Genomic DNA, 12,885 nt, shown 5'->3' on the forward strand with positions numbered 1-12,885 from the left:
TTCGCAATTTTAATTAATTATTCTGTATAGTTACCTGTATGTTTTGTAGTAATTGTTGATAATTAGGGTTGTTTGGATTTATTTTAGTTAAATCTACAGCTATTTGGTAAGCTTCACTGAGCTTATTTAAATTAACAAGCGCAATGGCTTTAATATGTAGTAATCGTTCATCATTTGGGAATTCCTTCAATCCTTTATTTAATACAAGTATTGATTCTTTGTAATCTTTAATTCCTTGTAGTTTTAAAGCATAATTGTAAAAAGAATTTACACTAGCAGGTTCTCTTTCGCTAGAGAGTTTTAAATATTTTAAAGAGTTTTCATTATCACCTAATTCATTATAAAGTAAACCTAACATATAGTAAGATAAAGCGAAATCAGGTTCTTGTTCAATTACTTTTAAATATAATTTTTCACTTTTTTTAGGTTCACCTAATTGATAGTATAATAAGGCTAGGTTCATTCTAGACATATTATAATAACTGTCTATTTTAATTGCTTTTTCGTATGATTTTATTGCTGCTTCTGTATTGTTTTTTGCTTGGTAATACAGAGCTTTTTGATGGTGTCCGGAAGCAAAGTCTAAGTTTAAATCTAATTGGTTTAAATACTCTTTATTTGCTTTTTTGAAGTCTTCATTGGTACTCATATCAATTTTTGCCATATTAAAATACCTTGCAGCAGCAATACGTACAATTCTTAAAGAATCTTGCAATAGTGGCATTACATTGTTAGAGTAATTAGGTAGTTGAGTTTTTTCTAACGCCCTAACAGTTTCTGTTCTAACTAAAATTGAAGGATCTTTTAAATAGCTTAATAAGTTAACTACATCTTCTTCCGTAATTGCTCGATTAACATATTGATTAATAGCCGTTGCTCTTGCAATTTCTGGATAGTTTTCGTTTGAAAATACATCTTTAAAACCATCTTTATTTTCGTGGTAACCTTTTAATAAGTGATCAGAGAAATGATCAGCTCTTTCATCTCCATATTTTTCAATAACAAAATCTGCAGCCCATTTAGCGCTTTTATCTGTATGGCATCCATTACAAGCGTTTGGAGTACCATATTTTTCACTTTGATCAGGTCGAGGTATTCTAAAACTATGATCTCTTCTAAAATCATTACCCATATAAATTCTACCAGTCATATGGCAATTTATACATTGCGAAGCTTCTGTGTTTTCTTTATGAAAGTGATGTTTAGGAGTATTGTAATTAGCGGGTACGTGACAAGTTAAGCAAAGGTCGTTTCCGTCTTTTTTAAGTTTCATAGAATGTACATCGTGGCAATCTCTACACGAAACACCTAAAGAGTACATTTTACTTTGTACAAATGAAGCATATACATAATCTTCATCTAAAATTTGACCATCTTCAAAATAAGTAGGCGATGTAAGTAACTGAGGATCGTAGTGGTCTAAAAAGTGACCTTTATAATCGTAAAAATCTGTTATTTGAGCTCTTCTTGAATGACATCTTGCACATTTTTGAACTAACTCTTTAGAATCCATACCCGTTTCCATATGCATTTTTGGAGGAGTACCGGTTTGATCTTCTTTTTCGTAAAAAGCTACGTGTTCACTTGATGGACCGTGGCAAGCTTCACAATTCACATTAATTTCGTCAAAAGTTGTTTTGTAGATATCTGTTTCACCATCAAAGTTTTTGTGCAAGTTTGTTGAGTGACAATCTGCACACATGGTATTCCAATTTTGAGAACCACCTGTCCAATTCATCCATTCTTCGTGGTGAATATCTAATTTTGGTTGTAAATGAAACCATTTATTTTTAACAGAATCCCACGCTGTCAATAAACATTGGTATTTTCCATCAGGGAATTTTACAATGTATTGTTGAAGAGGTGTAAAACCAAATGTGTAAATAATTTTATATTCGTGGTATTTACCATCTTCACCTTGGGTATTTACATAAAAATCTCCATCTTTTTTGTAGAACTTGCTTGTAACTCCTTTATGTGTAAACTTGGTGTTATTAAAGTTGGCTAATATAGAAACAGAGTCTGCTAATTTCATAGCCTGATCGTGGTGAGAATCTTTCCAAGAATTGTATTCGGATTCGTGGCAGGTTTTACAAGAGCTTCCACCAACAAATGTAGACGCAACAGGTTCTATTTCTGTATACTTAGTTGTTTTAGTATTATTGTTGTTGCAAGATATTGTAATAGAAATTAATAAAATTCCTGAAAAAGTTAGTATGTAAGATTTTATATTATTCAAAAAAGAATTCATTCTGTTTTGTTGATTTTTTAAATAGATTCTTCAAGGGTAAGAATTATATTTAATTTATATTTGATTTTAAGAATACTACATTAGTATTAATTTAACAAATGTACGAAATACATTTATATTAAATAGGTCACATTTGTTTGAAAATTTTCAAGAAACATTTTTAATTTAAAAATAATAAATGTAAATTTGACACTTATTATTTTAATTTAAAACTTATTAGCTGTGAGTAATTTAAACACGGAATCAACCAAATACGATATAATTGTAGATTCACCAGGTAGAATTAACATTATTGGAGAGCATACTGATTATAATAACGGTTTTGTTTTGCCAACTGCAATTGATAAAAAAATTCAATTCAAATTTAGAAAAAACGGTACGCCAACAACGTGTAATATACACAGTGCTAATTTTAATACAAATTTTTCTTTCGATTTAAATGAAGTTGCGCCAGGTGATGAGCAATGGGCAAATTACGTTTTAGGTGTAATTGATGGAATTCAAAAAGAAAGTGACAAGTTAGAAGGTTTTGATTTTGTTTTAGACAGTAATATTCCTGTAGGTTCTGGTATTAGCTCATCTGCAGCATTAGAATGTGGTGTTGCTTTTGGTTTAAATGAATTATTTGACTTAGGATTGTCAAAAATAAAAATGGTTGAAATTGGTCAAATGGCTGAGCATAACTACGTTGGAACTAAATGTGGTATTATGGATCAATTTGCGTCTGTAATGAGTAAAGAAGGGCATGTAATTTTACTGGATTGTCAATCTTTAGAGTATGAGTATGTTCCTATTCAAATTAAACCTTATAAAATATTATTATTAAATACAAATGTATCTCACAACTTGGCAGATGGTGAGTACAACAAGCGTAGAGCTATGTGTGAAGGTGGAGTAGCAGTTATTCAGAAAAAATATCCTGAGGTAAAATCTTTAAGAGACGTTACTCCAGAAATGTTAGAAGAGTTTAAAGAAGAATTAGATGCTGTTACTTACAATAGATGTTCATATGTTGTAGATGAAAAAGTAAGAGTATTAAATACTGTAGAAGCTTTAAAAAACAATCAGTTAGATGTTATGGGAGCTAATATGTATGAAACTCACGAAGGATTATCTAAATTGTACGAAGTAAGTTGTCCAGAATTAGACTTTTTAGTAGACTTTTCTAAAGACTATGATGAGGTAATTGGAGCGCGTATGATGGGTGGTGGTTTTGGTGGTTGTACCATTAATATTATACACGAAGATAAAGCTGAAGCGTTTGCAAAAGCAGCTTCAGAAGCATATTTTGAAAAATTTAATATAAAACTAACATCTTTTGAAGCAAACCCGAGTGGTGGAACTTCTTTAGTAAAATAATTAACTTAACTAGATAACTATGATGAATACAGATTTTCACTTTTGGGACTACTTCATTTTTGTAGCCTATGCCGTTTTAATTTTAGGAGTAGGTTTATGGGTTTCCCGAGATAAGAAGGGACATGAAAAAAACGCTGAAGATTATTTTTTAGCAAGTAAATCATTACCTTGGTGGGCAATTGGTGCCTCATTAATTGCAGCAAACATTTCAGCAGAACAATTTATTGGTATGTCTGGTTCTGGTTTTGCTTTAGGTTTAGCAATTGCCTCTTACGAGTGGATGGCTGCCTTAACATTAATTATTGTTGGTAAGTACTTTTTACCAATTTTTATTGAAAAAGGATTATATACAATTCCAGAATTTGTTGAAAAACGATTTTCAACCAACTTAAAAACAATATTAGCAGTATTTTGGATTGCTTTATACGTGTTTGTTAACTTAGCTTCTGTATTATACTTAGGTTCTTTAGCTTTGGAAACTATTATGGGAGTGCCTATGATATATGGTGTTATTGGTTTAGCATTATTTGCAGCGGCTTATTCTTTATATGGAGGTTTATCAGCAGTTGCTTGGACAGATGTTATACAAGTTGTATTTTTAGTGTTAGGTGGTTTAGTAACTACTTACCTAGCTTTAAATACTGTTTCAGGTGGAGAAGGAGTTATTGAAGGTATTAAAACAGTTTATGAAGCTGCTCCAGATAGATTTGCAATGATTTTAGATAAATCTAACCCAGAATTTAAAAACTTACCAGGTATTGGTGTTTTAGTTGGTGGTTTATGGGTAGCAAACTTATACTATTGGGGTTTCAACCAATATATTATTCAAAGAACTTTAGCTGCTAAATCATTAAAAGAATCTCAAAAAGGTATTTTATTAGCTGCATTTTTAAAGTTAGTAATTCCAGTAATTGTTGTAGTTCCTGGTATTGCTGCTTATGTAATGGTAAATGATCCTGAAATTATGGCTCGTTTAGGTGAAGCTGGTATGAAAAATTTACCATCTTTAGACCAGGCAGATAAAGCGTATCCTTGGTTATTGCAATTTTTACCAACAGGTATGAAAGGTATTGCTTTTGCAGCATTAGCAGCAGCAATCGTATCTTCTTTAGCTTCTATGTTAAATTCAACTTCTACCATTTTTACAATGGATATTTACAAACAATACATTAACAAAAATGCAAGTGATAAAGCTACCGTTAATATGGGTAGAATATCTGCATTTGTAGCATTGGTAATTGCTTGTATTATGGCTCCACTTTTAGGTGGTATTGACCAAGCTTTCCAATTTATTCAAGAGTATACAGGAATTGTTTCTCCTGGTATTTTAGCTGTATTTATGTTAGGTTTATTCTGGAAAAAAACAACAAACAAAGCAGCAATTATTGGTGCGTTAGCGTCAATTCCAATTGCAGTTGCATTTAAAGCAACTACTATGCCTTGGATGGATCAAATGGGGTTAACTGCAGTGTTAACAATGGTTGTTATTGTTATTGCAAGTTTAATTCAACATAAAGGAAAAGATGATGAAAAAGGTATTGATATTACTAAAGAGTTGTTTAAAACAAGTCCTTTGTTTAATATAGGAGCCTTTGCAGTAATGTTAATATTAGTTGCATTATATGCTATGTTCTGGAACTAAAATCTGAGTCTTACTATAAGTAAATAGATTTAAATTCAATATATAAAAAACCGTTACAATATTTGTAGCGGTTTTTTTTATGTGTTAATATTTAATTTGTTAGAAAGCTACTTTTATAAGTTATAGCCTGCTTAGTTTTAAAGTGTTTAGGAATATTGCTGCTGCAATAAATTAATCTAGTTTAGTGTGTGGTTTTGAAACAATATTCTATTTCTGTATAAATGAAATTAGGTGTTCTTAGAAAACTAAAGGTAAATACAAGTTGTGTTAAGTTGTTGCATTAATAAGAGAAAATCTAGTTTTAAAACCTTTTTTTCTTCTTCTTTTTCATGTTTTTTGCATTCTGAGAATTTAGTCTCATAGTTAAACTAAGTATAACATATCTACCTAATGTTTGGTTGGTAGTTTCTTCAAAATAGTTAATAGTACTTCGCCTAACAATATTTACATTCTTATCTAAAATATCGATTAATAGTAGCTTTAAAATACCGTTATTGTTTTTTGTGAAGGTGTAGGAAACACTTGCATTCCAAAAAGGTATATTTTGGTTAGATTCAAAATTGCTATCGCTATACGTGTAATAATCGAATTGTGTATTTACATTTAGTTTTTTTGAAATGTCATAATCAAATTTAGAATAATAATGTTGTTTTATATATTCTCTATCTAAACCTTCAACAACAGAAAATTCCGTTTTATTTATAGTGTAATTAGCACCAAATTTAATGTCGAATATACTTTTTCTATTGTTTTCTATCGATGCGCCTAATAAATATTCTTTAGTTGTTACATCGTTTAATTCTAATTCAATAATAGAGTTTGCAGTTCTATAAGTACCTTTAGTTTTTAAATTGTATCTAAACCCTAATTGTTTAACTCTTTTATTTAAGCTAAGCTCTGCGGTTAGTCTATCTTGACTTCCTTTGTTTAAAAAACTTCTAGTTTGTACATAATCATCATCAATAACTAGGCTTTGTATAATAGCGTCTTGCGTGTGTTGATAATTTATTTTGGTAAAAAAACTTAGAGATGATTTGAAATTATGAATGTTAGAGTTAAAACTTAGGTTATCTATTTTTTCGGTTTTTAAATCGGTGTTACCTTTTCTAATATAATATGGGTTTAGATCATTTATTACTGGTGAAGTTTGCGATGCTCTTGGAGATCTAATTTGTCTTCTATACCTTAGTAAATGTTGACTTCCTTTTTTAGGCCTGTAGCGGATAGATGCTGAAGGGTTGAAGTAAGTTTGGTTTTTTTTGAAAAAATCTTCAGTTACTAAACCAAAGCTTCTATATAAATGTTGAATTTCAGAATCTATGTTGAAGTTAAAAACTGGCGTATTATAGTTGTAAGATAGTTTAGAGTTGTAGCTTTCTTCTTTATTTTTTATTGAATAATTTAATGGTGTTTGTTCAACACTGTTTCTAAACTTTACTTGATCAGTTTTTTCTGAACCATGTTTAACAAAAAATAAAGATTGTACTTTAAGAAAATGATTTCCGCCTAAAGGTTCTGTATAATTAAAGTTGAAATTTATATTGTTGTTTTTAAAAAGTTCATTTTTTAAAATTGTTGTTTCAGTAGTTTTATTATTTGAGTTGTTGGTGTTTAAATTGTATTGATCTTTTAAATTTTCATTTTTACTAGAACTAAAAGAGAAACCTGTACTAAAATTTCTTTTGTTCTCATTTAATTTTTTATAATAGTTAATTCTTACATTTCCATTATCTCTTCTGCGATCATCAAAAAATTTGATATCATTAAAAGTTCTTAATTCTCCATCTTCATTATAGTAAAAAACATCTCTATTTAAATCACTTTTTGTTTTTTCTGTGGTAAAATTTCCTTTAACAAGTAACCTGCTTGTACTATTTCTTTTATTTTCATAGTTAAAGTTTAGGTGTTGGTTGTGAGTAGTTTTATTGTTGTCATCATTTATATCAGATTGAAAGTTTTTAAGTTTTGTAAAAGAAGTTCTTTTAGTTATAGATGTACCAACGTTTTCTAAATAATTATAAAAATAATCGGCATTAATAACTTCTTTATCTTTTAATTCATGACCAATATGAAACCCACCCACACCAGATGTTAAATTACCACTTAAACTTCTTTTTCTTCTGTCAAATGAAGAAGTAGACCCATTATCATCAGAATCATCAGTTAAGCCACCATTGGCAGATAAAAAGTTTTTTATATTTGAACCGGTAACATTAATGTTATTATATTTTCCAATAATTGAAACTTGAGTTCTAGGAGAAAATTTATTGTAGTTTAAATTTGAAAAGTATTTGTTGTCTAAACCAATACCACCTGATAATTTTCCAAAACCATTTCTTTTTTTACTCTTTTTAAGTGTTAAATTAATAACATAATTTTTTTGATCGTCACTAACACCTGTTAATTCAGCCTCGTCACTTTTTTTATCGATTACTTCAATTTTATTAATAGCATCTGCAGATAAGTTTTTTAATACAATACTTGGGTCTCCACTAAAAAATTCTTTTCCGTCAACATAAATTTTAGTTATTTCATTTCCTTGAGAGCTTAAGTTACCTTCTCCGTCAAGTTCTACACCAGGTAATTTTTTTAACAAATCTTCTATATTATCATCATGATGTATTTTAAAAGAATTAGCGTTATAAGCAATAGTATCTTTTTTAATTTGCACAGGAATTACGGCGGTAATAGTAACCTCATTTAAACTTTCAACATTAGATTTTAATTGAATAGACTTTAAATCAATGACTTCATTTTTAAAATTTATAGTTGTGTAATAGGGTAGAAAACCAGAAAAGTAAATTTGCATTAAAAACTCTCCAGAAGGGCTATCTAAAATTTCAAATTGTCCTTTGCTATCTGTTATGCTGTAACTAACCATTACCGAATCTTGTGGTTTTAGTAAAGCAACAGAAGCAAATTCAAGAGGTGTATTTACATCGTCTACAACAATTCCTTTTATAGAGGGTTCTTGAGCAAAAATTATTTGAGCTAAAAAACTAAAAGCAAAAAGAAGTTTTATAGTTTTATTTTTTGTTGAGCGAATTTTAAACATTTAAAATATTTATTTAATCGGTATTGAAGTTAGAGGTTGTTGTTATTTCTTTAATAGCGTAAATATACTTATAATCATAGGTGGTTTGGTAGTTGTATAATCTTTATATATATCAATTTTTACCATTAATTGTATAAAATTACCAAGGAATACATTTAAGTGTTAAACAAAAAAAAAGCAGCTGCAATAATAGATGCAGCTGCTTATTTGAGTATCAATCAAAAAAAAGTATAATTAATTTTTATGAAATATTGTATTCTGGTTTCCAGTGTACAATTTCTTCATTGTACATAGCGTCTAATCCCATTTGAACACAAATAGCCGTTTTGCAACCTGTAATTACATCAGATATTGGCTGTGTATTAGTGATTAAACTTTCTCTAAAATCAATTAAAGCTTGTTTAGTAGGCTCTGTATGTTTTACCTTAATTTGTTCTCCATATTTCATTTGACCTTGAACAGTTGCTCCAGAGTAACCATCAATTTCTTTTTTTATTAAGCTCTTTTTAACTTCCGAAGGGAAAAATACAGCACTTTTAGGTTTTATAATTAAAGTACCTTTATCTCCAATTACTTTTATTTGGTAACCATCTCTTTTGTTACTGTTAATACAGGTAAATTTTGCTTTAACACCTTCAGGATAATTGTACATTAAGTGCACGTTGTCAAAAGTTTCTCTACCATCTTTCCAATAATCAATTCCTCCAATTCCCATTACTTTATCTGGAGTTGCATTTAGAACCCAGTTTACAAAGTCAATTTGATGAGAGCATAATTCTGCTGGTAAACCTCCAGAAAGTTCTTTGTATAATCTCCAGTTAATATCACGTTCTAATTTTGGATCTGGTACTGGTTTTCTCCAGTTAGAAAAACGATTCCATTGACATTCAAAAGCTGCAATTTTACCGATTTTACCATTTTTAATTAAATCTACAATATGTGTGTACATACGAGAACTATGATATTGATGGCCTGTTTGAAAAATTAGATCTGAATTTTTAACTTTTTTCACTAATTTATGTACAGCTTCGTAGCCTTTAACCGTTGTTTTTTCGCAATATACGTGTTTACCTGCGTCAATAGCATCTACTGCCATTTGGTAATGAAGACCAAAAGGAGCTGTAATTATAACAGCGTCAATTTTTTTATTCTTCAATAAATCTTTATAGTCTGAATAACCTTTTGCTTTTTTCTCGCATTTAGCTAATCCTTCTTCTAATCTAAAAGGTAACGTATCGCAACAAGCAATAACTTCCATACCTTCAATTTTATTGGTTACAGAAATAAGCCCTTGTCCTCTTCCTCCAGTTCCAATAACACCGATTCTTTTAGGTTTTGAACCAGCTGTAATATTTCCTAACATTGAGGTTGATGCTAATAATGCTGCTGAAGCTGCTCCTCCTTTAACTATAAAATCTCTTCTATCCATTTTCTTTTCTTTTTATGTTATTATAATTTTGGTTCCCAACCTTTTTCGTAGTCACGTTTCCAATGTTTCATTGCTTTCTTATCTTTTATACGGCCTGTTTTAGTGTCAATTTTAATGGTTTTACCAACCTCTTGAGCAATATTACCAAAGTGGCACATCATAGTACTAATACTAGCATCTGCAATTGGAGAGTTTTGTTTTTCGCCAATTCTAATTGCGTTAAAAAAGTTTGCAATATGTCTAACATCTAAACCACCAGCTCCAGCAGTGTTTAATGTTGCACTTCTTTCTTTTTCATTTACTTTTTTAATTAATTTACCATCTAAGCCATATAGATGGTAACTATTTCTACTCAACATAATAGATCCCTTACTACCGTAAATTGTAGCACCACGACCAGGTTGAGAAGGCATTACTTTACCACGACTATGTCCAGTCCATTTAATAATTTTATCATCGTCATATTCATAAATAACTTCTTGGTTATCTGTAAACTCCCAATCATCTTGGTACGTATATTTACCTCCAAAAGAAGAAACTTTTTTAGGAATATCTAATCCTAAAGCCCAACGGCAAACATCAATTTCGTGTGTTCCATTATTGTGAACTTCTCCTGTTCCCCAAGTTTTAAACCAGTGCCAGTTGTATGGATGTACATTGTCTCTGTAATCTTCTCTAGGAGCTGGTCCTTGCCATAAATTCCAATCTAAAGTACTTGGTACAGCAACTTTTTTACCAATACCAATAGAACCTCTGTTGTTTGAATAATAGGCTTCACCTTTATAAGCTTCACCAATAATTCCATCTTTAATTTCTTGTACGGCTAATTTACTAGTTTCTGCAGAACGTTGTTGGTTACCCATTTGTACAACTTTATTGTATTTTTTTTGAGCTTTAACCAATAGTTCATTTTCAAAAAGATTATGACTACAAGGTTTTTCAACATACACATGTTTACCAGCTTGTAAGGCTGATATAGCCATAGGTGCGTGCCAGTGTTCAGGTGTTGCAATAAATACTGCATCTACATCTTTATTGTCTAATATTTTTCTGAAATCTTTTTCAACTTTGGCTTTGTAACCAATAGTTTTTACCATCCATTCATTATTCTTTTCTATAATTTTATCATCTACATCGCAAGTGTAAATAATTTTTGCGTCAGAATATTTTGCAATGGCTTGCATTAATGATTTTGCTCTACTACGAACACCAATTACAGCAACATTTAAACGTTCGTTTGCTCCTAAAATATTACCAAAACCAAGGTTTGGCATTAATAAACTTCCAACTGCTAAGCCTGCGCTTCCTTTAGCTGTTTTTTTTAAAAAATCTCTTCTTGTTGTCATAATTGGTATTTATAATGTTTTTACTTTAATGTTTCTAAATGATACTCTGTCTCCGTGATCTTGTAATAATAATTGACCTTTATCTAGCATTCCAAAACCTTTCCATTTTTTGTACTTACTTTCAGAAACAAGTTTTAAAAAGTTTTTACTTTTACGCTCGTATTCTAAAACTTTTACACCGTTTAACCAATGTTCTACGTGGTTGTTTTTTGAAATGATATACGCAGTATTCCATTCTCCAATAGGTTTTATAGGTTTGTTAACGTCTGCTTGAATTAAATCGTATAAAGAGCAAACAGTTCTACTACCTTCGTGATTTCCTTTTTTTGCATCTGGATGTAAAGCATCATCTAATATTTGATATTCTAATCCAATTGAAGACCCTGGACCTTTATTAATTTCAGTATCTACATAATATTTAATTCCGCTATTGGCACCAGGAGTTAATTTAAAATCTACTTTAAACTCAAAATCACCATATAATTCTGTAGTTACAATATCTCCACCAGCAGCAGATTCTGCACCACCTGATGGTAATACAGTTAAAATACCGTTTTTAATTAGCCAACCTTTTTTAGGAAACTCAGTTAATTTTGCTCCTCTCCAACCTTTAGTAGATTTTCCATCCCAAAGCATTTTCCATCCATCAGCTTTTTCTGTTTTGGTTAATGTATTTCTTTTTGAAACAACTGGAATTGGAGATTTTGTAGCGTATTTTCTAACGTTTTCATCAATAACTCTAACATTTTTCCATTTTATTTGAGAACCTGGTTTTCCTTTGCCAATACTGTGTACTTGTAAACCAATAAAGCCAGTTTGCGTCATATTATCAACTAGGTGAGCAGCAGGTGTTCCATTTACCCAGGTTTTAATAGTGTCTCCAATGGCTTCAATTCTATAAGTATTCCACTCATTTTGTTTAAAAGCTTTTTTAGCGGGAGTATTATCTTCTAAATCATTCAACCAACCTCTTCGTGCTTCATCAAAAATTCCACCGCTCCAAGCTCTTTCTGAAGGATCTATTTCTACTTGGTAACCGTGAACTCTACCTTTCTTATATTCAGGTAAACTATTACTTCTAATTTGAATTCCAGAATTCATATGAGGGTTTACCAAAAAATCAAGTTCTAAAATAAAGTCTCCATACATTTTGTTTGAAGTTAAAAAGGTATTTGGAGTATTTGAAACCGTTGTTCCAATAATAATTCCATCTTCTACTTCATATAAGGCTTTACCACCTTTAATATTCCATCCATCTAAAGTGTTTCCTTTAATTAAGTTTTTCCAAGGTGTTTTAGTGTCTTGGGCACAGTTACTTAAAGAGAAAGTAACTAGTAGTAATAGTAAAATTTTTGAAATTCTCATATTGAAATTAATTTGTTTTTTTGTTTTATCGTGTTCGCACACGTAAAATTATGTTATTTTTTTTATTAAAAGAAATAAAAGTTATTATTTGTATATAAATATGCTATTTAAATATTGAAAAAAGAAAGTAAATAATTTAAAATTCTAATTTTTAGTTGAAATAACTTTTTTTTAGTTAAAAGAAAACGAAAAAAAATTAATGTTTTGCTTTAGATGGGGTAAACTAATGTAGTTGTTTCTAAAAATTACAGCTATTTTTAGTGTGTTAAAGTTGGTTTGTGGAATTTTTGTAGATAATTATAATTGGGTTTTAATTTCTATGTATTAGTTTAATGTGCTGAATAATAGTGTTAAAAGGAGATAATTTAATAATGTATTGTTGAAGAAATTGAAGTTTTTGAGAAATGAAAAACCCTTGAAAATCTTAAGATTAACAAG

7 protein-coding genes are annotated in these 12,885 nt (G+C 29.9%); 2 read left to right on the forward strand and 5 right to left on the reverse strand.

From position 1 onward, the window contains the following. Positions 1 to 13: 13 nt before the first annotated feature. Positions 14 to 2,251: a tetratricopeptide repeat protein gene (locus tag BLU40_RS04580; protein ID WP_090120185.1), complete on the reverse strand. Its 2,238-nt coding sequence runs from the start codon at positions 2,249 to 2,251 to the stop codon at positions 14 to 16. 222 nt (positions 2,252 to 2,473) lie between these two features. Here BLU40_RS04580 and galK point away from each other — a divergent pair, with 222 nt between their 5' ends. After that, positions 2,474 to 3,610 carry a galactokinase gene (galK, locus tag BLU40_RS04585; protein WP_090120188.1) on the forward strand — a complete coding sequence of 379 codons (1,137 nt, stop codon included), beginning with the start codon at positions 2,474 to 2,476 and terminating at the stop codon, positions 3,608 to 3,610. A gap of 22 nt (positions 3,611 to 3,632) precedes the next feature. Then, positions 3,633 to 5,252 (forward strand): sodium/sugar symporter, encoded by a 1,620-nt coding sequence (locus BLU40_RS04590; protein WP_090120190.1) that lies wholly within the window; start codon positions 3,633 to 3,635, stop codon positions 5,250 to 5,252. Between the two features lie 301 nt (positions 5,253 to 5,553). Here BLU40_RS04590 and BLU40_RS04595 read toward each other — a convergent pair whose 3' ends face one another. The 4 genes from BLU40_RS04595 to BLU40_RS04610 all read right to left on the reverse strand — a co-directional run bounded on the left by BLU40_RS04595 (position 5,554) and on the right by BLU40_RS04610 (position 12,447). After that, positions 5,554 to 8,307, reverse strand: coding sequence for an outer membrane beta-barrel protein (locus tag BLU40_RS04595; RefSeq protein WP_090120193.1), 2,754 nt, complete (start codon positions 8,305 to 8,307; stop codon positions 5,554 to 5,556). A gap of 241 nt (positions 8,308 to 8,548) precedes the next feature. Then, positions 8,549 to 9,736: a Gfo/Idh/MocA family protein gene (locus tag BLU40_RS04600; protein WP_090120195.1), complete on the reverse strand. Its 1,188-nt coding sequence runs from the start codon at positions 9,734 to 9,736 to the stop codon at positions 8,549 to 8,551. A 20-nt stretch (positions 9,737 to 9,756) separates the two neighbouring features. Further along, positions 9,757 to 11,082 carry a Gfo/Idh/MocA family protein gene (locus tag BLU40_RS04605; protein WP_090120198.1) on the reverse strand — a complete coding sequence of 442 codons (1,326 nt, stop codon included), beginning with the start codon at positions 11,080 to 11,082 and terminating at the stop codon, positions 9,757 to 9,759. Positions 11,083 to 11,091: 9 nt separating this feature from the next. After that, positions 11,092 to 12,447: a 3-keto-disaccharide hydrolase gene (locus tag BLU40_RS04610; protein WP_090120393.1), complete on the reverse strand. Its 1,356-nt coding sequence runs from the start codon at positions 12,445 to 12,447 to the stop codon at positions 11,092 to 11,094. Positions 12,448 to 12,885: the final 438 nt, after the last annotated feature.

This window comes from Lutibacter oricola (assembly GCF_900106565.1).
Classification (GTDB): Bacteria; Bacteroidota; Bacteroidia; order Flavobacteriales; family Flavobacteriaceae; genus Lutibacter; species Lutibacter oricola.

What these genes read in the sequence shown, in the direction of transcription:
- BLU40_RS04595 (WP_090120193.1), bottom strand. Translation starts at nt 8,307, where the DNA reads ATGTTTAAAATTCGCTCAACAAAAAATAAAACTATAAAACTTCTTTTT.
- BLU40_RS04610 (WP_090120393.1), bottom strand. Translation starts at nt 12,447, where the DNA reads ATGAGAATTTCAAAAATTTTACTATTACTACTAGTTACTTTCTCTTTA.
- BLU40_RS04605 (WP_090120198.1), bottom strand. Translation starts at nt 11,082, where the DNA reads ATGACAACAAGAAGAGATTTTTTAAAAAAAACAGCTAAAGGAAGCGCA.
- BLU40_RS04600 (WP_090120195.1), bottom strand. Translation starts at nt 9,736, where the DNA reads ATGGATAGAAGAGATTTTATAGTTAAAGGAGGAGCAGCTTCAGCAGCA.
- BLU40_RS04590 (WP_090120190.1), top strand. Translation starts at nt 3,633, where the DNA reads ATGAATACAGATTTTCACTTTTGGGACTACTTCATTTTTGTAGCCTAT.
- BLU40_RS04580 (WP_090120185.1), bottom strand. Translation starts at nt 2,251, where the DNA reads ATGAATTCTTTTTTGAATAATATAAAATCTTACATACTAACTTTTTCA.